Genomic DNA, 19,497 nt, shown 5'->3' with positions numbered 1-19,497 from the left:
CGCATGGCCGCAGTGAAGCAAGCTTCAGACCGGGAGCAAAGAGGCGATAGCGCCAAATCGACGGATCAAAGCAGCCACCTCCTCGCTCAGGTCGGCGTGCTTAGGCGCGACAGAGTACCCAGTCATGCAGCAGCACGCGCAGCTCGTCGAACTTCACCGGTTTGGCCAGGTAATCGCTCATGCCGGCGGCCAGGCAGCGCTCGCGATCCCCGCTGTGGCTGTGGGCGGTGATCGCCAGCACCGGCAACTCGGCGCAGTCAGGCAGCGCGCGTAGCGCTCGACAAGTGGCAAAACCATCCATGACCGGCATCTGGCAATCGAGCAGCACCGCGTCCACTTGCTCGTTGCGCAGCAGATCCAGCGCCTCTGCACCGTTGTCGGCGGTGCGAACGCGATAGCCCAGTTTGAGCAGCATGCCGCGCGTCACCAGTTGGTTGATGGCATTGTCCTCGACCACCAGCACCGTGCATTGCTGCGGCGTGCGCTGTACTTGCCCGGCGCCGGGGCGAGCAGACCGCACTGGCGCGCTCAGCGGTTGCGGCGGCAGGGTTAGCGGTACGTCGAGACGGAAGCGGCTGCCCTGGCCCGGCGCCGAGTCGTGCGTCAGGCTGCCACCGAGCAGATCGACCAGTTGCCGACACAACGCCAGGCCGATACCCAGGCCGCCATATTGACGCGTCATCGAGCCGTCGAGCTGACGAAAACGCTGGTACAGCAGGTTTTGCGTCGGGTCAAAGCCGATGCCGGTATCGCTCACCACCACGCTCAGGGGTAAACCTTCGGCGCTCTGGCCGGCGCGCCCAACATCCAGGCTAACCTGCCCGGTGTGGGTGAACTTGATGGCGTTATCCAGCAGATAGCCAAGCGCCTGTGCCAGCTTGCCGGCATCGCCTTCGAGCACATCGGGCAGGCTTTCATCGAGATTGAGCTCAAAGCGCAGATTTTTATCTTCGGCACGCGGCGCATATTGGGCGCGCAAGCCATCGAACAGGCCGCGCAGGCTAAAGGTCTCGCGACGGGGGTACAGTTTGCCGGCCTGCAGCTCGGTCATTGCCAGGATGTCATTGACCATGTGCATCATGTCGCGCGCCGAGGAGGCAGCGGTTTTTTGGTACTGCTCCAACTCCACGTCCATCTTCAGCGTTTGCATCAACTCCAGCGAGCCGATTACCCCATTCATCGGGGTGCGCAACTCGTGGGTAACCGTGGCGAGAAACTCGTCCTTGAAGCGGTTGCTGTCGGCCAGTTCCTGGTTGAGCGCCTCCAGCTTGTGCCCGGCGTCCTGCAGGATGCGGGTGCGCTCTTCCTTCATGGCGTTGATGCGGTCGGCCAGCGCCAACGACAGCAGGGCCACCTCCAGTGCCGAGCCAATCTGGCTGGCGTACATGGTGAGGAACATATTGGGCAGGTAGCCCAGCACCATCAATGTGTTAATCACCCCTCCGGCCAGGAAGGTGGTCCAGGCGAAGATGAAATAGCGCGCCACACGCATGCCACGCAGCCAGGCCAGAATGCCGGCGGCGAAAATCACTACGGTGAACACCAGCGCCAAATAGGTGGCCAGACGTAGCGCGGTGGCATAGCTGATGGTCAACGCCAGCCCCATCACCACGGCGCCACACAACACCAGCGCCAGCAAACAGCGATCGACCCAGGGGCTATGCTCGCGGGTATGCAGGAAGCTACGCGCAAACTGGCAGCCGAAAAGCGCAGCCGAGCCGATCAGAAACGGCGTGGAGGCATTGGCCCACCAGGGGCTGTTGGGCCACAGATATTCGATGCCCGCGCCGTTGACCGACACCTGGTACAGACCGAACGAAGCGATGTAGAGGATGTAATAGAGGTAGCTGGTGTCGCGCACGCTGAGGAAGATGAACAGGTTGTACACCAACATCACCAGCAGCACGCCGTAGATGATACCCAGCACATAGATGCGCTCGGGCTGCTGCTCCAGATAGGCATTGGGCGCCCACAACGTCAGCGGCGCCTGGATCGAGCCCTGGCTTTCCAGGCGCAGGTAGAAACGCTGCGGCTTACCGGGCGGCAGGTCGAGCTCGAACAGGTAGTTGTTTTGCTTGATCTGGCGGCTATCGAAGGGCAAGCCATCGCCGGTGCGCTGGGTCAGGCTGAAACGCCCATCGGCACCACGACTGTAGAGTTCCAGATGGTCGAGCGGTGGGTAGGCCAGCTCCAGCAACCAGTGGCGCGGGCCTCTGTGCTGCTGTGGTTGATACTGCAGATCCAGGCGCAACCAGAACACCGAGCGCGAATAGCCGGCATTGAGCACGGGCCGCTCATGCCTCACGAAGCTGCGCTCCAGCGCCGGCGAAACGATGTCGTCGATGCTGGCATCACCGCGCACGTCCTCGAACACGTACATGCTCTGCCCGAGCGGCAGCGCACGCGTTTGCTCGTCGAAGGTAACGGCACCTGCAAGTGAAGAAACAACAAGGCCCAGGAAGAGCAGGAACAGCCGGTACATACAACCCCACGAGCCCTGTCGGACAACATCGGGATCCCATTCCCCCTTCAATCCCTCGATGATGTCGTCACGCATGGCAGACTTAATTCGAATGCCAATACTCTAGGGGCTGCCGGGCCGCTTTGCCAGGCGTTTTCGGTACGCCAGTGCAGCCTGGCGGCGGCAACGCGTAGAGAGGTCGACAGAAGCGGTTAGTGATAAGCTCGCGCACCATGAAAACGCCAAACTCCCGCCCCGTAGTGCTCTGCATGTCCGGCCACGACCCCAGCGGTGGTGCCGGTCTGCAAGCCGATATCGAAGCCCTGCTGGCTCAAGGCTGTCACGCCGCTCCGACGGTGACCGCGTTGACCGTGCAGGACACCGTCAACGTCTCCGATTTTCGCGTGCTCGACCGCGACTGGGTGCTGGCCCAGGCCCGCGCGGTGATGACCGACATGCCAGTGGCCGCCGTCAAACTGGGCATGCTCGGCTCGGTGGAAATGGTCGATACCGTGCTCGACGTGATGAGCCAGTTGCCTGGCATCCCGCTGGTCTGCGACCCGGTGCTACGCGCCGGTGGTGGCGGCTCGCTGGGCCAGGATGACGTTGGCTATGCCATGCGCGAGCGCCTGTTCGCCGCTGCCACCATCGCCACGCCGAACCTGCCGGAAGCGCGCATCCTCGCCGAACTGCCGGAAGGTACAGCCGACGAATGCGCCGAGAAGCTGCTGCACTTCATCGAGCACCTGCTGATTACCGGCGGCCATGGCGACGAAGCAGAGGTGCACAATCGCCTGTACTGTCGCGACGGCAGCCGCCACACCTTTACCTGCGCGCGCCTGCCCGGCAGCTACCACGGCTCCGGCTGCACCCTGGCCAGCACCCTGGCCGGACGCTTGGCGCTCGGCCAGGAACTGGTCAGCGCCGTGAAAACTGCCCTGGATTACACCTGGTGCACCCTGCGTGACGCCGAGCAGCCCGGTCACGGCCAGTACGTGCCACGCCGCCTGCCATTGGACTACGGCCAATGACGCCACTACGCGGCCTCTACGCCATCACCGACACACCACTGCTGGCTGGTGGCAAGCTGCTGCCCTACGCCGAGGCGGCGCTGATTGGCGGCGCGCGCCTGTTGCAGTACCGCGACAAATCCGCCGATGCCGGGCGTCGTTTCGATGAGGCCCAGGCCCTGGCCGAACTGTGCCAGCGCCACGGCGCCACGCTGATCATCAACGATGATCTGGAGCTGGCTGCGCGCCTGGGCGTCGGCCTGCACCTGGGCCAGACTGACGGCTCGCTGACCGCCGCCCGCGCCCGCCTCGGCACCGAGGCCGTGATCGGCGGCACCTGCCATGCCCAACTGGAGCTGGCCGAGCGCGCCGTCGCCGAAGGCGCCAGCTACATTGCCTTTGGCCGCTTCTTCAACTCCAACACCAAACCCGGCGCCCCGGCGGCTACCGTGGAGTTGCTGGATCAGGCCCACGCACGTTTCACCCAACCCATCGTCGCCATCGGCGGCGTGACCCTGGAAACCGCCCCCAGCCTGATCGCCCGTGGCGCCAGCCTGGTCGCCGTGATCCACGCCCTGTTCGCTGCGGACTCCGCCCTTGAGGTGCAAGACCGCGCCCGCGCCTTTGCCGCGCTGTTCGATTGATCATTTTGCAGAGAGAACCTGACATGTCCCGCTCCGAAATCCTCTTCGCCAACGCTCAGAAACACATCCCTGGCGGCGTCAACTCGCCGGTACGCGCCTTCCGCAGCGTCGGCGGCACGCCGCTGTTCTTCAAGCACGCCGAAGGCGCTTATGTGGTGGATGAGGACGACAAACGCTACGTCGACTACGTCGGATCCTGGGGCCCGATGATCCTCGGCCACAGCCACCCGGACGTACTCGACTCGGTACGTCGCCAGCTCGAACACGGCCTGTCCTACGGCGCGCCGACTGCGCTGGAAACCGAGATGGCCGAGCTGGTGTGCAGCCTGGTGCCGTCGATGGAGATGGTGCGTATGGTCAGCTCCGGCACCGAGGCGACCATGAGCGCCATCCGCCTGGCACGTGGTTACACAGGCCGCGACAGCATCATCAAGTTCGAGGGCTGCTACCACGGTCACTCCGACAGCCTGCTGGTCAAGGCCGGTTCCGGCCTGCTGACCCAGGGCGTGCCAAGCTCGGCCGGGGTGCCAGCGGACTTCGCCAAACACACCCTGACCCTGCCCTTCAATGACATCGCGGCGGTCGAGCAGACCCTGAGCGAAGTCGGCCAGAACGTGGCCTGCATCATTGTCGAGCCGGTGGCCGGCAACATGAACTGCGTGCCGCCAGCGCCGGGCTTTCTCGAAGGTCTGCGCGCACTGTGCGACCAGCACGGCGTGGTGCTGATCTTCGACGAAGTGATGACCGGCTTCCGCGTCGCCCTCGGCGGCGCCCAGGCGCACTACGGCATCACCCCGGATCTGTCGACCTTCGGCAAGATCGTCGGCGGCGGCATGCCGGTCGGCTGCTTCGGCGGCAAGCGCGAGATCATGGGCTGCATCGCCCCGCTCGGCCCGGTCTACCAGGCCGGTACCCTGTCCGGTAACCCGCTGGCGATGGCCGCTGGCCTGACCACGCTCAAGCTGATCAGCCGTCCGGGGTTCCACGCCGAGCTGAGCGACTACACCTCGCGCATGCTGGCCGGCCTGCAAGAGCGCGCCGATGCCGCCGGCATTCCCTTCGTCACCACGCAAGCCGGCGCCATGTTCGGCCTGTACTTCAGCGGCGCCGACGATATCGTCACCTTCGCCGACGTGATGGCCAGCGACAGCGCCCGCTTCAACCGCTTCTTCCACCTGATGCTGGACGGTGGCGTGTACCTGGCGCCGAGCGCCTTCGAGGCGGGCTTTACCTCCATCGCCCATGGCGACAAGGAGCTGGAAATCACCTTCGCGGCCGCCGAGCGCGCCTTTGCCGAGCTGAAAAAAGGCTGATGCAGTACAGCACCGCGCTCAGCGATGCCTTGCTGGCCATCGCCTGCGCCGCCTGCGCCGTACTCATCGGCCAGGCGCGCGGACGTTACAGCGAAGGCGATCAACCGGCCCTGTTCTGCGCGCTGCTGGGTGTGCTCATGCCCGCAGCAGCGGCAAGCATTGGCGTGCTGCGTTACGGTATCGATCCCAGTTGGCAGGCGGCTCACCTATGGCTTTCCCAAGCCAGCAGTTTTCTCGGTCTGCCGCTACTGGGCGCCGCCGCTTTGGCGCTCGGCCGTAGTTGGCAATGGAGCCGCCCAACCTGGGGACGCATCCTGCTGGGGCTGTGTGCCTTCTTCGAATTGTTCCGACAGTTCGGCCATCTGCAGGAATATCGCCTGGCCTTACACCTGGCGAGCCTCGCCGCGATTGCCTACGCCGGCATGGTGCAGTGGCCACGGCGTGGGCCGCTGATTGTCAGCCTGGCAGCAACCGGGGTGTTCCTCCTGGCGGGTTTGGCGAGCGCGAATGACGGTAGGCTCGGCCCAGTGCGCTACATCGACCTGTTCCATGGGCTTCTCGCCCTGGGCTACCCGCTGCTAGCCTGGCTACTGTTGAACTTACCGGGAATCCGCACCCAACAAGCCGGGTAAAGGCTTTGTAAGATTGTCGCGGTTTATTCCATAATGCGCCGGTCGGCACGTATCGCGCCGATCGGGCCTGTGACCCGCCCCGAACCGCTGAGGCACCGTAATCCAGATGACTCGCACCGGCCGCACCCTGTCCATGGGCTGCCTGTTGCTTTTCCTCCCGCTGTTTGCACTTGCAGGCGGCAACTCCCTGCTGATCCCGGCGACCGGCAGTTGCGCCCTGAACGGCCCCAACGAAGAAATGCCCGATGCACTCGCCAGTTGCCAGGACATGGCGCGCAGCGGCAACGTCCAGGCCGCCTTCGAACTCGGCGAATACTATTACGACGGCAAACGCACCCCGCGCGACCTCAAGCAGGCGCTGACTTGGTTCGAGCGTGCCTCGCTGCAGGGCCACGCCGAAGCGCAACTGCGTCTAGGCACCATGTTTTTCCGGGGTGAAGGCGTAGCAGCCAACAACGTGCAGGCTTACATCGTGCTGAAGATGGCCTCGGTCAATGGCTCGGACGAAGCCATGGACACCGCCGACCTGGTGTCGGCACAGATGCGCCGTGATGAGCTGGAAATCGCCAGCCAGGTGCTAGGGCAGATCTTCCGCAGCTACCTACTGGAACTGCAGACCGCCGAAAGCCGCTCACCCTTCGCACCGCTGCCCTGACCCGTAGGGTGGGCTTCGGGTGGGCCGCAATCTGTTTCGGCCGTAGGGTGGGCTTCAGCCCACCAAGATACCGTTCACTGGTGGGCTGAAGCCCACCCTACTTCCAGCATTTCTGTGTAGACGCTTACTTGTCCGGCATTGGCATGGGAAATGGCATCACGTTGCCGCCGCCCTTGGCTTCGCTGATCTTCGCCGTGCCCAGGCGCTCCACCTCGTCGATGCGGATGATCGCGTGCATCGGCACGAAGCTGCGCACCACACCCTCGAACTGCGCCTTGAGCTTCTCTTCGCTGGGGTCGACCACCAATTGGCTACGCTCGCCGAAGACGAACTCCTCCACTTCCAGAAAGCCCCACAGATCGCTCTGAAAGATCTGCTTGGCATACATCTCGTACACCTGACCCTGGTTGAGGAAAATCACCTTGTAGATGGGATCGCGCTTGCTCATGAAGACTCGAAGTCAGGAAAAACGGGGCGCGCAGGATAGCACAGCCCAGCCGAACGACACCGCGCACCCGCAACTGGAATAACATGCAACGACCATCAAGGATGAGCCCCATGCCACGCCATCGTATTTCACACGCCTTGCTGCTCAGCGTCGCCCTGGCACTGCCCGCGTACGCCACAGAAAAGGATTGTTCGACAGAGGCACTGCGCCGCCCACTGGTCGACGCCCTGGTATCCAGGGGCGATTACGAGAGTGCGATCGATCGCCTGGAGCAGGTCAAACAACGCCAGGATTCCTGCGATCCCGAGACCCTGGATGCCAATTGGTATTGGCTGCGCAGCGATCTGTCTTTCACCTACCTCAAGGTCGGCCGCGAACAGGACTGCCTCGCCTTGCTCGCACCACTGATCGACAACCCGGCCAGCTCCCAGAACATCATCCAGCAGAATCTGGAGGACTCGGGCCGACTGCAGCACGCTCTGGAAACCAACCAGCGGTTATGCACCGCGGCTCATGAGGCACGGCTTGGCGCTTATGCATCAACGCCTTGCCCATACCCCGTAAGCGGCGCACTGGCCAGCGTTGCCACCGCGGCAGGAGGTTGCCTAGCGCTCATGCCTGGCGCAGAAGCGGCAAACTGCCCTCAGCTTGAGCAATGGCAACAGGGAAAACCTATCCGCCAGATTCGCTCCGTAAAGACCGATATCGATAGCCCGCTCGTCGATACGTCGCGCTGCTGCAGTATCAACGAATTGCGCGTGGCAGAGAATGACGGCCAATACCGCCTGCGCCTGGCCGGTGAAGGGCGCGACTGCTACGGCGGCAGCGCCTACGACCTGATCGATACTCTCTATTTGCTGCAGGACAACGAACTGATACCCGAACGAGATTTTTCGCGCACGCGCTGAGCGGTAGCATCGCCCTTGGCACACGCCTATAATGCGCGGTCATTTTTTAACCACCTCAGACAGTGCCATGACCAAGAAGCTCTATATCGAAACCCACGGTTGCCAGATGAACGAGTACGACAGCTCGCGCATGGTCGACCTGCTGGGCGAGCATCAGGCCCTGGAGGTCACGGAAAAACCCGAAGAAGCCGACGTGATCCTGCTCAATACCTGCTCGATCCGCGAGAAGGCGCAGGACAAGGTGTTCTCCCAGCTCGGCCGCTGGCGCGAGCTGAAGCAGGCCAACCCGGATCTGGTGATCGGTGTCGGCGGCTGCGTGGCCAGCCAGGAAGGCGCGGCGATTCGTGATCGCGCGCCCTATGTCGACGTGGTATTCGGCCCGCAGACCCTGCACCGTCTGCCGGAGATGATCGACGCCGCGCGCGTGACCAAGACCGCGCAGGTGGACATCAGCTTCCCCGAAATCGAGAAATTCGACCGCCTGCCCGAGCCGCGCGTCGATGGCCCCAGCGCCTTCGTCTCGGTCATGGAAGGCTGCAGCAAGTACTGCACCTTCTGCGTGGTGCCCTATACCCGTGGCGAGGAAGTCAGCCGCCCGCTGGTCGACGTGCTAATGGAAATCACCTCCCTCACCGAGAAGGGCGTGAAAGAAATCACCCTGCTCGGGCAGAACGTCAACGGCTATCGCGGGCAAGCGCCGGATGGCCATATCGCTGATTTCGCCGAGTTGCTGCACGCCGTGGCCGCGCTCGATGGCGTCGAGCGCATCCGCTACACCACCAGCCACCCGCTAGAGTTTTCCGACGCGATCATCGCCGCCCATGCCGAGATCCCGCAGTTGGTGAAATACCTGCACCTGCCGGTGCAATCGGGCTCGGATCGCATCCTCGCAGCAATGAAGCGCAACCACACCGCGCTGGAATACAAGTCGCGCATCCGCAAGCTGCGTGCGGCGGTGCCGGACATCCTGATCAGCTCGGACTTCATCGTCGGCTTCCCCGGCGAAACCGAAAAAGACTTCGAGCAGACCATGAAGCTGATCGAAGACGTCGGTTTCGACTTCTCCTTCTCCTTCATCTACAGCTCGCGCCCCGGCACCCCGGCTGCCGATCTGGTCGATGAAACCCCGGAAGAGGTGAAAAAGCAGCGCCTGGCCCTGCTGCAGCACCGCATCAACCAGAACGGCTTCGAAAACAGCCGACGCATGGTCGGCACGGTGCAGCGCATCCTGGTCAGCGACTACTCGAAGAAGGATCCGGGTATGCTCCAGGGCCGCACCGAGCAGAACCGCATCGTCAACTTCCGTTGCGATAACCCGCGCCTGATCGGCCAGTTCGTCGACGTGCACATCGACGACGCCCTGCCGCACTCACTGCGCGGTACCCTGCTCGATACCGACACCCTCCACTAAAGACGCAGCCGCCGACACTTTGCGTTGTCGGCGGCCAGCGTTATGCTGCCTTTCCAACCCAGCCAAGTGACGATCACACCATCACCTTGAACGCTTCCCTAGAACCCCATCGCTTCACCCTCGAACCCTTCGAGGCCCGCCGTTTCGCCAACCTCTGCGGCCAGTTCGACGAGCACCTGCGCCTGATCGAAGAGCGCCTCGGCCTGGAAATCCGCAACCGAGGCAATCAGTTCGAGATGCTCGGCGCCGCCGATAAAACCCAGGCCGCCGAGACCCTGCTGCGCAAGCTGTACCGCGAAACCAAAGCCACCGAGCTATCGCCCGACCTGGTGCACCTGTATTTGCAGGAATCCGGCGTCGAAGAGCTGGTCAACCCGAGCAACCTGCCGCAGGTGACGTTGCGCACCAAGAAGGGCGTGATCAAGCCGCGCGGCGCCAACCAGCAGCGCTACGTCAAGGCGATCCTCGACAACGACATCAACTTCGGCATCGGCCCGGCCGGTACCGGCAAAACCTACCTGGCCGTGGCCTGCGCGGTCGACGCACTGGAGCGCGAGCAGGTGCGACGCATCCTGCTGGTGCGCCCGGCAGTCGAGGCTGGCGAGAAGCTCGGCTTCCTGCCCGGCGATCTAGCGCAGAAGATCGACCCCTACCTGCGCCCGCTGTACGACGCGCTGTACGAGATGCTCGGTTTCGAGCACGTGGCCAAGCTGATCGAGAAACAGGTGATCGAGATTGCGCCGCTGGCCTATATGCGTGGCCGCACCCTTAACAACAGCTTCATCATTCTCGATGAAAGTCAGAACACCACCGTCGAGCAGATGAAGATGTTCCTCACCCGTATCGGTTTCGGCTCCACCGCCGTTATCACCGGCGACATCACCCAGGTCGACCTGCCGCGCGGCACCAAGAGCGGCCTGGCGCATGTCATCGAGGTACTGCGTGACGTGCCCGGCATCAGCTTCACCCACTTCAAGCCCAAGGACGTCGTGCGCCACCCGCTGGTACAACGTATCGTCGAAGCCTACGAGCGCCACGACGCACGCCTGAACGGCAAGGGCGACAGCCACGATGCTTGAGCTCGACCTGCAACTGGCCACTGACGGCCAACACCCGGATGAGGCGCAACTGCGCCAATGGTGCGAACTGGCGCTGCGCCAGCGCACAGCCGATTCGGAGCTGACCATCCGCCTGGTCGACGAGGCCGAAGGCCGCGAACTGAACCACACCTGGCGGCACAAGGACTACGCCACCAACGTACTGTCCTTCCCCGCCGAGATTCCCGATGGGATTCTCGACATCCCGCTGCTGGGCGACCTGGTGATCTGCGTGCCGGTGGTCGAGCGCGAAGCCGCTGAGCAAAGCAAGACGCCGCAAGCGCACTGGGCCCATCTGGTGATCCACGGCTGCCTGCACCTGCTGGGCTACGACCATATCGAGGAAGACGAAGCCCTCGAAATGGAAGAACTGGAACGACAATTGCTCGCCGAATTGGGTCATCCCGACCCCTATGCCGGCGATGAATCTCCTAATGAAAAGGACCCCGAGTAAAACGCCATGAGCGAAGACCGATCGAGCAACGAGCAGAAGTCCTGGTTCAACAAGCTGACCCAGGCTTTTGCTCATGAGCCGAGAAACCGCCAGGAACTGCTGGAAGTCCTGCGCGAAGCCCACCAGAACAAACTGCTCGACAGCGAAGCGCTGGCCATCGTTGAAGGTGCCATTCAGGTCGCTGACCTACAGGTACGCGACATCATGGTGCCGCGTTCGCAGATGATCAGCATTAAAGCCAGCCAGACGCCACAGGAATTCCTCCCGGCCATCATCGAAGCGGCGCACTCGCGCTACCCGGTCATCGGCGAAGGCCTCGACGACGTCATCGGCATCCTCCTGGCCAAGGATCTGCTGCCACTGATCCTGCAGGGTGACCAGCCCAACTTCAACATCAAGGACATGCTGCGCCCGGCCACCTTCGTGCCCGAGTCCAAGCGCCTTAACGTGCTGCTGCGCGAGTTTCGCGCCAACCACAACCACATGGCCGTGGTCATCGACGAATACGGCGGCGTGGCCGGCCTGGTGACCATCGAAGACGTGCTGGAACAGATCGTCGGCGACATCGAGGACGAGCACGATGTCGAGGAAGACAGCTACATCAAGCCGCTGCCTTCCGGTGACTACCTGATCAAGGCACTGACGCCCATCGACAGCTTCAACGAAGCCTTCGACAGCCAGTTCTCCGACGACGAGTACGACACCGTCGGCGGCCTGGTGATGAATGCCTTCGGCCACCTGCCCAAGCGCAACGAAGTCACCGAAATCGGCGAGTTCCGCTTCCGCGTGCTCAACGCCGACAGCCGCCGCATCCACCTGCTGCGTCTGACCCCGGTAAGCCGCTGAGCCTCCAGCCCGAGGCGCGGCATTCGCGTCCTCGGGCAATCCCCCCTACAATCGCGCCCTTGAGCAGCAACGGGATCGCAACCTCATCATGAAACCCTGGATTCTCGGCCTGACTGGCGGCATCGGCAGTGGCAAAACCGCCGTTGCCCAGGCCTTCATCGACCGCGGCGTGCACACGGTGGACGCCGACCACGCTGCGCGCTGGGTGGTCGAACCGGGCCGCCCGGCACTGACGAAGATCGTCGAACACTTCGGCGCCGAGATCCTACAGGCCGACGGCACGCTGGATCGCGCCGCGCTGCGCCAGCGCATCTTCGCTGTACCCGAGGAGCGGCGATGGCTGGAAGCCCTGCTGCACCCGCTGATCGGCCAGGAGATCGCGAGCGTACTGGCGCACGCCGAGTCGCCCTACGCGATTCTGGTGTCGCCGCTGCTGATCGAATCCGGCCAGCATCGCCTGACCCAACGAGTACTGGTGGTGGACGCTCCCGAAGCGCTGCAAATCGAACGCACCATGGCGCGCGACAGCGCCAACGAAGAGCAGGTGCGCGCCATCGTCAAGGCCCAGGCCGACCGCGAAGAGCGCCTGCGCCATGCCCATGACGTGCTGAGCAACGACCGCGATCTGGCCTGGCTGGATCGCGAGGTCGAGCGCCTACACACCTTTTACCTGAGCCTGCGTGGAGGCCAAGCATGACCACCATCGTCCAATGCCCGACCTGTGGCGCCCCCGTCGAATGGAAAGCCGAGAGCACCTTTCGGCCGTTCTGCAGCGAGCGCTGCAAGCTGATCGACCTGGGTGCCTGGGCGGCTGAAGAGCACGCCATTGCTGGCAATGATCTGGAAGACGATCTGTTCAGCGGCGATCTGCCGACCAGGCCGCACTGAGGCCACGCGCACTCGCTAGAGTGATGCAACAGCCTTGTGGGGTGTTGATACCGGACTGGCAAGGTTGTGTGTTGTCTTTAGGCGCCTGTTCCGAGTTTCCGCGTTTTTGTTGATGTTTTTGGTTTCGCCCTTCCGGGCGAGTAACTTTTGCGGGCAAAAGTCACCAAAACCTCCGCCCTTTCATCCGGCCCTCGCTGCGCGAGGGTTCGCTCACTCCATCGTCGTTCCAGAGGCCCGCCACGGTGGGCCATCCATGGCCCATCGTGGCTCTCGCGACATCCATGTCGCTCGACCTCTTCCACGACGATTCCGTTCGCCCTCCTGGGCGGGCTCTGCACGCGCCTGAACCCGAGGTAACCCAGAAGTAGTGCGGAGTGCTTGAACATGGGTCAGCCGTAGGGCTGACCGGGATGCTGGCTGAAGGCCGGCAAACTGAAACTATGCGAATGAAAGTTTTGGTTTAACCCGACGGCCACATCGCAACGTCACAGCTACCAGAACACGCCGGGCGTACCTTGGAATGCCAGTTCGTTCAGGCGCGGGAATGTCCCCTTCAGGAGGGTGAGTGGAATCGTTGTGTAGAGGGTTGAGCGGCATGGATGCCGCGAGAGCCGCGATGGGCCAGGGATGGCCCTTCGCGGCGTGCCCTCGGAGCAATGATGGAGCGAACGAACCCCGGCGCAGCCGGGGCCGGATGATGGGGTGCGCTTTCTTTTGCTTACTTTTCTTTGCGCAGCTCAAAGAAAAGTGAGTCGCCCGAGGGGGCGAAACCCGGAATCTCTGAATACACCGCAGCGGCGTCCAGGACACCAAAAAACAAACAACCTTGCCAGTCCGGTATCAACACACTGCCAAAGCCTATGCCTGCATCCCTATCCCGAGACAGCTCAGGCCCTAAGGCCGCATAAAAACATACTCCCGCTCATCATCGAGATTGTCGGCCAGAAACTGCAGCTCATGCGCCAGCTCCTGCGCCTCGCGTTGCGCCTTGTTCATCTGCACCACTTCGCTGAGCAACGTGCGCAGCGCCAACAGTCTGTCGAACCCTTGCGCCTCGGCAGCCTGCAAATCGGCCTGCAACGCCGCTTTTGCCCATGCATGAATACTCATGATCACCTCCTGCGGTTTGCCACAGGATGGCGCGGACGACAGCAGCAGCCTTGACCCGGATCAACCCCAAATGATGCATTCAACGGGCTGATGAAGGCCCATCAGCCGTCGCGCTCGTTGTCCTTCCACGGCGCCTGCAGATAGCGGCTGCGATTGAAGGTTTCCAACCAGTCCGGGTAGAACACCACCAGCGCGCTGACCACGGTGCCGTTGATGAAGGCCTCGGGGAAGATGACCAGCCACAGGTAGCCGACGAAGTCGTCGAGCCACGGCGGCATGGGGAATAGCTCATCCAGCCACAGCAGCGCCAGCCCACCAAGCAACGTCACCAGGGTTGCCAGGGCCGCAGGGAAGAAGCCACAGCAGAAGATGTAGACGAACAAATTGCGCGGTTTTAGACGCTCGACGTACTGCGCGCAGAGTTCGGTGATCAGCACGGGAATCAGGATCAGCAAGAAGCCGTTAACGCCCAACGCGGCCAGATCCAGACGGCCCATCAGCAACAGGCCGAGCTGCGCCGCCAGACCGGCGAGAATCGCCAGCGGCCAGCCCAGCAGCAGAGTCACGGCAGTCATGCCGATAAAGTGATAGGACAGCCCGGAGTCGAAGTCGCGCCGCACCAGCCAGAGCAGGAACAGCCCGAGCATGGTGCCGAACAGCAGGTGCTGGCGACGCAGATCGCTGAATAGTTCCAGCCATGGGGCACGTAACACGGCCCAGAGCAACGCAGGCAAGTAGACCAGCCAGCCCAGCAGCAGGGTGCCAAATGCCAGCAGGTTGGCGGCGATCATGCGCGGTTCTCTCGTCAGCTCATCACGCCCGCAGTCTACACCGAGGGTTACACACTGCCGACGCTGGCATGGCGCCCCGGCATGCGGCTAAGCTGGCGCCATGGACGACTCAGATTACCTGCGACTGCTCACCCACCAGGCCGAGCAGGCCAATGCCTTTCTCTCCAACGCCAAAAAATGGGAGCGTGAGCGTTGGGTCTGCCAGCGCCTGCTGCAAGCGCTTAACGTGCCTCAGCACAGTGCCGACTTCACCCCCAGCAGTCAGGAGCCGCCGGACGTCGTGTTTCGCGATGCCAATTTCGAAGTGTTCTTCGTGCTCGATGAAGGCCGTCGCCTCAACGACGAGTGGCGCGCCGAGCTGGAAAGGCGCCGCAGCGCCTTCTCGCTGAGCCAACTGGTTCGGCGCGAGGCACGCCCCAAGCGTATTCCAGCCAGTGAGCTGCAGGCTCGCCTAGCGCCAACGCTGCGCAAGAAGGCGCATAACTACCGTGAACGCGGCATCGATCTGGGCGAGCTGGATCTGGTCGCCTTCGTCAACCTCAAACGCGCCGAGCTGGACTGCAATAGCTTCTTCCCGCCACCTACCGAATACCTGCGCCAGGGCTGGCGTTCGCTGTCGATGGTCGGCCCGCGCTTCGCCCGTGTGCTGTTCGCCCACCCAGACGCCCCGGATTTTCTGCGCCAGAACCTCGGTCGCAGCCTGCTGTTCGATATAGGGATCGGCCTGTGAGCACCTTGCAAGAGCTGCTCGCCGAGGTACCACAGATCGGCCAGGTGCGCTGGATCGGTGTACGCCCGCAACGTGGCGCGCCGATGCTCGAAGTCGAAGCGGTGGAAAGCCGCCTGGAAGCTGGCCTGACTGGCGACCACAGCCGCCCCGGCCCCCGCAATGCGCGCCAGGTGACCTTGATTCAATGGGAGCATCTAGCCGTAGCGGCCGCCCTCATGGGTCGAGACGCCGCGCTTCACCCCGGCGAGCTACGGCGCAACATCGCGGTTTCCGACATCAACCTATTTAGCCTCAAGGGCCGACGCTTTCGGATCGGCCAGGCAGTTTTCGAAACCACCGGCTGGTGCCAGCCATGCGCCAAGCTGGAGGCACGTCTGGGCCGGGGCACCTTCCAGGCCATGCGCGGTCATGGCGGTATCACCGCACGCGTGGTGCAGGGCGGCATCATCCGCCAAGGTGATCCGGTACAAGCCATGGAGCCAACGCTCGCCAATGCCAACGGCCAAGCCTAGAATGGCCGCCTCGTCAAAGAGGCCCCGATGACCAGCCGCCTTAGCCCAGACGACCTACTCCAGGTCGCGCCCCCAGCAGTAGAGCGCGCGCCAACCCTGGCGGCGCTGATGCCAGCTTGCCGCCGTCATCGCCCGAGGTCTCCTCGCCCGTTTATTGAATCGACTGATGCTATGAGCTGCCTCGCGCTCGCCCAGTCCGCCCCTTATTTCCTTCAAAACCTTGTGAGCATCCAATATGACTCATCGCATCGTGATCGTCGGCGGCGGCGCCGGCGGCCTGGAACTGGCTACCCGCCTGGGTAGAAAACTCGGCAAGAGCGGCGCCGCGCGCGTCATTCTGGTCGACGCCAACCTGACCCATATCTGGAAACCGCTGCTGCACGAAGTGGCCGCCGGCTCGCTCAACTCCTCGGAGGACGAACTGAACTACGTGGCCCAGGCCAAGTGGAATCACTTCGAGTTCCAGCTCGGACGCATGGCCGGCCTCGACCGTAGCGGCAAGACCATCACCCTGGAACCGACGCTGGACGAGGACGGCCAAGTGCTGATGCCCGAGCGGCAGATCGCCTACGACAGCCTGGTGCTCGCCGTGGGCAGCACCACCAATGATTTCGGCACCCAGGGCGCTGCCGAGCACTGCCTGTTTCTCGACACCCGCGCACAAGCTGAACGCTTCCACCGCAACCTGCTCAGCCAATACTTGCGCGCCCACGCCAATGAGCAGGCGCAGGGCACGCAAATCGACGTGGCCATCGTCGGTGCCGGTGCCACCGGCGTCGAACTGGCCGCCGAACTGCACCACGCCGCGCAGCAACTGGCAGCCTACGGCCTGAACCGGATTCGCCCGGAGGACATGCGTATCACCATCATCGAGGCCGGCCCTCGCGTACTGCCCGCCCTGCCCGAGCGCATCGCCATCCCCGTGCACCAGACCCTGCTCAAGCTGGGCGTCACCGTGCTGACCGGCGCTGCGGTCAGCGAAGTTACCGCTGAGGGGCTGAACACTCAAAACGGCCAATTTATTCCCGCGAGCCTCAAGGTCTGGGCCGCCGGCATCCGCGCGCCAGGCTTTCTCAAGGATCTCGATGGTTTGGAGAGCAATCGCATCAACCAACTGGTGGTGCGCCCGACGCTGCAAACTACGCTGGACGATGACATCTTCGCCTTTGGTGACTGCGCGGCCTGCCCGCAGCCCGGTAGCGACGGACGTAACGTGCCGCCGCGCGCGCAGGCTGCGCACCAACAGGCCTCGATGCTGGTCAAATCATTGCGCCTGAAGCTCAGCGGTGAAGCCCTGCCGCAATACCACTACCGTGACTATGGCTCGCTGATCTCGCTGTCACGTTTCTCTGCGGTGGGCAACCTGATGGGGAACCTGACTGGCAGCGTCATGCTCGAAGGCTGGCTGGCAAGAATGTTCTACGTCTCGCTCTACCGTATGCACCAGATGGCGCTCTACGGCCCACTGCGCACAGCTCTGCTGATGCTCAGCGACCGCATTGGGCGCAGTACAGAACCACGCCTCAAACTGCACTGAGGCGGTCAATATCGGGCTGGGACGCCCCATCAGGACTGCCGCCTTGCCGAACACCAGCCCCCACGCCCCGCGTCAATCCGCGCTCACCCTGCTGATCGCCGCCACCGGCGTGGTGTACGGCGATATCGGCACCAGCCCGCTTTATACCCTGCGCGAAGTCTTCAACTACGGCGTGCAGCCCAACCATGACGGTGTGCTCGGCATACTGTCGCTGATCATCTGGTCGCTGGTGTGGGTGGTTTCGATCAAGTACGTGCTGTTCATTCTGCGCGCCGACAACGACGGCGAAGGCGGCGTCATGGCACTGACCGCCCTGGCGCAGCGCGCCGCCCGCAATCACCCCAGGCTACGGCGCATTCTGCTACTGCTGGGTCTGTTCGGCGCCGCGCTGTTTTTCGGCGACAGCATGATCACCCCCGCCATTTCGGTGCTGTCAGCCGTTGAAGGGCTTGAGATCGCCTTCGACGGTATCGATAGCTGGATCGTGCCTTTGGCACTGCTGATATTGGTCAGCCTGTTCCTGATTCAGAAGCACGGCACCGCGCGCATCGGCATTCTATTCGGGCCGGTCATGCTGATCTGGTTCCTCACGCTCGGCGGCCTCGGTCTTTACGGCATCGCCCAGCACCCACAGATATTGCAGGCGTTGAACCCTTACTGGAGCGTGCACTTCTTCATCAGCCATCCGGGGATTGGTGTCGCCATTCTCGGCGCCGTGGTGCTGGCGCTGACAGGCGCCGAGGCGCTGTATGCCGATATGGGGCACTTCGGTCGTCAACCCATCGCCCGCGCCTGGTTCATCCTCGTGCTACCCGGCCTGCTACTCAACTATCTGGGCCAAGGCGCGCTGATCCTCAGCAACGCGCAAGCCGCGCACAACCCCTTCTTCCTCCTCACTCCAGGCTGGGCCCTGCTGCCAATAGTGCTGCTGTCGACCCTGGCCACGGTCATCGCCTCACAAGCGGTGATATCCGGTGCGTTCTCGCTGACGCAGCAGGCGATCCAACTGGGCTACATCCCGCGCATGTTCATTGAGCACACCTCGTCAACCGAGCAAGGACAGATCTACATTGGCGCAGTCAACTGGGCACTGATGCTCGGCGTGGTGCTGCTGGTGCTGGGGTTCGGTTCCTCCGCCGCACTGGCTTCGGCCTATGGCGTGGCCGTGACCGGCACCATGTTGATCACCACACTGCTGGCCGCAGCCGTGGTACTGCTGCTGTGGCAAATGCCCAAGTGGCTATCGATCCCATTGCTGCTCGGTTTTCTTGTGGTCGACAGCCTGTTCTTCGCCGCCAATCTGCCCAAGATCGCCGCAGGCGGGGCCTTTCCGCTGCTTGCAGCGGTCGTGCTATTCACCCTGATGGCCACCTGGAAGCGCGGCAAGGAGCTGCTCGTCGAGCGCCTAGCGGACAACGCCCTGCCCCTGGCCACCTTCATCGACAGCATCAGCCGTCAGCCAGCGCTGCGCGTACGCGGCACCGCCGTATTTCTGACCGCACGAGCCGATGCCGTGCCGCACGCCCTGCTGCATAATCTCCTGCACAATCAAGTGCTGCACGATCGCGTGGTGCTACTCACCGTCATCACCGCCGACAGCCCTCGCGTCGCCCCCAGCCAACGCCTTGAGCTGCACGACCACGGTGAAGGCTTTTATCGGGCGATTGTGCATTTTGGCTTCAGCGAACGCCCGGACGTGCCCCGTGCCCTGGCCCAGAGCCAAGTGGACGCCGTGGATTTCGAACCACTCAACACCACCTACTTTCTCAGCCGCGAGACGGTGATCGCCAGCCCGCGCACCGGCATGGCACGCTGGCGCGAAGTGCTGTTCGCCTTCATGCTGAAAAACGCCAACAGCAGCCTGCGCTTCTTCAACCTCCCCGCGAACCGGGTGATCGAACTGGGCACACAGGTGGAAATCTGAGCGTGCGCGAGGCTCGGAGACTGCTGCGCTTCTGAGCAGCAAACGCCAGAAACGACGAAGCCCGCACAAGGCGGGCTTCGTCGTTTACATGGTGGGTCGTGTAGGATTCGAACCTACGACCAATTG

General features: G+C 63.1%; 20 protein-coding genes. 16 read left to right on the top strand and 4 right to left on the bottom strand.

The genetic code is table 11. From position 1 onward, the window contains the following. Window positions 1–100 precede the first annotated feature (100 nt). Window positions 101–2,482, bottom strand: coding sequence for a hybrid sensor histidine kinase/response regulator (locus AERO9A_RS02730; RefSeq protein ID WP_159970373.1), 2,382 nt, complete (start codon window positions 2,480–2,482; stop codon window positions 101–103). 212 nt (window positions 2,483–2,694) lie between these two features. Here AERO9A_RS02730 and AERO9A_RS02725 point away from each other — a divergent pair, with 212 nt between their 5' ends. The 5 genes from AERO9A_RS02725 (at window position 2,695) to AERO9A_RS02705 (ending at window position 6,715) form a co-directional block, all read left to right on the top strand. Beyond that, window positions 2,695–3,492 carry a hydroxymethylpyrimidine/phosphomethylpyrimidine kinase gene (locus tag AERO9A_RS02725; protein WP_178111085.1) on the top strand — a complete coding sequence of 266 codons (798 nt, stop codon included), beginning with the start codon at window positions 2,695–2,697 and terminating at the stop codon, window positions 3,490–3,492. After that, entirely contained in the window at window positions 3,489–4,115 is a 627-nt protein-coding gene (gene thiE, locus AERO9A_RS02720; RefSeq protein ID WP_159970371.1) for a thiamine phosphate synthase, read from the top strand. Before AERO9A_RS02725 ends, thiE begins: the two co-directional genes overlap by 4 nt. A 23-nt stretch (window positions 4,116–4,138) precedes the next feature. Beyond that, on the top strand, window positions 4,139–5,428 hold the full coding sequence (gene hemL / locus AERO9A_RS02715) for a glutamate-1-semialdehyde 2,1-aminomutase (protein ID WP_159970370.1): 1,290 nt from the start codon (window positions 4,139–4,141) through the stop codon (window positions 5,426–5,428). Beyond that, window positions 5,428–6,060 (top strand): hypothetical protein, encoded by a 633-nt coding sequence (locus tag AERO9A_RS02710; protein WP_159970369.1) that lies wholly within the window; start codon window positions 5,428–5,430, stop codon window positions 6,058–6,060. Before hemL ends, AERO9A_RS02710 begins: the two co-directional genes overlap by 1 nt. Before the next feature lie 106 nt (window positions 6,061–6,166). Then, a complete protein-coding gene (locus tag AERO9A_RS02705) occupies window positions 6,167–6,715 on the top strand; it encodes a tetratricopeptide repeat protein (RefSeq protein WP_159970368.1) in 549 nt (182 codons plus the stop codon). Between the two features lie 124 nt (window positions 6,716–6,839). Here AERO9A_RS02705 and AERO9A_RS02700 read toward each other — a convergent pair whose 3' ends face one another. Then, window positions 6,840–7,163 (bottom strand): DUF1820 family protein, encoded by a 324-nt coding sequence (locus AERO9A_RS02700; protein ID WP_004424773.1) that lies wholly within the window; start codon window positions 7,161–7,163, stop codon window positions 6,840–6,842. 110 nt (window positions 7,164–7,273) lie between these two features. Here AERO9A_RS02700 and AERO9A_RS02695 point away from each other — a divergent pair, with 110 nt between their 5' ends. The 7 genes from AERO9A_RS02695 (at window position 7,274) to yacG (ending at window position 12,767) form a co-directional block, all read left to right on the top strand. Then, window positions 7,274–8,071, top strand: coding sequence for a hypothetical protein (locus tag AERO9A_RS02695; protein WP_159970367.1), 798 nt, complete (start codon window positions 7,274–7,276; stop codon window positions 8,069–8,071). A gap of 67 nt (window positions 8,072–8,138) precedes the next feature. After that, window positions 8,139–9,482, top strand: a complete 1,344-nt coding sequence (gene miaB, locus AERO9A_RS02690; protein ID WP_159970366.1) for a tRNA (N6-isopentenyl adenosine(37)-C2)-methylthiotransferase MiaB — start codon at window positions 8,139–8,141, stop codon at window positions 9,480–9,482. A gap of 86 nt (window positions 9,483–9,568) precedes the next feature. Beyond that, a complete protein-coding gene (locus AERO9A_RS02685) occupies window positions 9,569–10,561 on the top strand; it encodes a PhoH family protein (protein ID WP_159970365.1) in 993 nt (330 codons plus the stop codon). Next, window positions 10,554–11,033, top strand: a complete 480-nt coding sequence (ybeY, locus tag AERO9A_RS02680) for an rRNA maturation RNase YbeY (protein ID WP_159970364.1) — start codon at window positions 10,554–10,556, stop codon at window positions 11,031–11,033. The genes AERO9A_RS02685 and ybeY overlap by 8 nt, the downstream gene beginning before the upstream one ends. 6 nt (window positions 11,034–11,039) lie before the next feature. Then, window positions 11,040–11,879, top strand: coding sequence for an HlyC/CorC family transporter (locus AERO9A_RS02675; protein ID WP_159970363.1), 840 nt, complete (start codon window positions 11,040–11,042; stop codon window positions 11,877–11,879). Window positions 11,880–11,967: 88 nt separating this feature from the next. Further along, window positions 11,968–12,576 carry a dephospho-CoA kinase gene (coaE, locus tag AERO9A_RS02670; protein ID WP_159970362.1) on the top strand — a complete coding sequence of 203 codons (609 nt, stop codon included), beginning with the start codon at window positions 11,968–11,970 and terminating at the stop codon, window positions 12,574–12,576. After that, window positions 12,573–12,767: a DNA gyrase inhibitor YacG gene (gene yacG / locus AERO9A_RS02665; protein ID WP_159970361.1), complete on the top strand. Its 195-nt coding sequence runs from the start codon at window positions 12,573–12,575 to the stop codon at window positions 12,765–12,767. Before coaE ends, yacG begins: the two co-directional genes overlap by 4 nt. Window positions 12,768–13,661: 894 nt before the next feature. Here the strand turns inward: yacG and AERO9A_RS02660 are convergent. Beyond that, window positions 13,662–13,877 (bottom strand): hypothetical protein, encoded by a 216-nt coding sequence (locus AERO9A_RS02660; RefSeq protein ID WP_159970360.1) that lies wholly within the window; start codon window positions 13,875–13,877, stop codon window positions 13,662–13,664. Between the two features lie 101 nt (window positions 13,878–13,978). After that, window positions 13,979–14,668, bottom strand: coding sequence for an energy-coupling factor ABC transporter permease (locus AERO9A_RS02655; RefSeq protein ID WP_159970359.1), 690 nt, complete (start codon window positions 14,666–14,668; stop codon window positions 13,979–13,981). A 100-nt stretch (window positions 14,669–14,768) separates the two neighbouring features. On the opposite strand from AERO9A_RS02655, the gene AERO9A_RS02650 reads away from it, so the two are divergent. The 4 genes from AERO9A_RS02650 (at window position 14,769) to AERO9A_RS02635 (ending at window position 19,371) form a co-directional block, all read left to right on the top strand. Beyond that, entirely contained in the window at window positions 14,769–15,398 is a 630-nt protein-coding gene (locus AERO9A_RS02650; protein ID WP_159970358.1) for a DUF1780 domain-containing protein, read from the top strand. Then, on the top strand, window positions 15,395–15,910 hold the full coding sequence (locus AERO9A_RS02645) for an MOSC domain-containing protein (protein WP_159970357.1): 516 nt from the start codon (window positions 15,395–15,397) through the stop codon (window positions 15,908–15,910). Before AERO9A_RS02650 ends, AERO9A_RS02645 begins: the two co-directional genes overlap by 4 nt. Before the next feature lie 235 nt (window positions 15,911–16,145). Next, window positions 16,146–17,447 carry an NAD(P)/FAD-dependent oxidoreductase gene (locus AERO9A_RS02640; protein WP_159970356.1) on the top strand — a complete coding sequence of 434 codons (1,302 nt, stop codon included), beginning with the start codon at window positions 16,146–16,148 and terminating at the stop codon, window positions 17,445–17,447. Window positions 17,448–17,535: 88 nt separating this feature from the next. Continuing rightward, window positions 17,536–19,371, top strand: a complete 1,836-nt coding sequence (locus AERO9A_RS02635) for a potassium transporter Kup (protein ID WP_159970685.1) — start codon at window positions 17,536–17,538, stop codon at window positions 19,369–19,371. The last annotated feature ends 126 nt before the right edge of the window (window positions 19,372–19,497 follow it).

This window comes from Pseudomonas sp. 8Z (assembly GCF_902506535.1).
Classification (GTDB): domain Bacteria; phylum Pseudomonadota; class Gammaproteobacteria; order Pseudomonadales; family Pseudomonadaceae; genus Aquipseudomonas.
The sequence above is the reverse complement of the archived record's forward strand: the minus strand, read 5'-3'. Positions and strand labels throughout refer to the sequence as shown.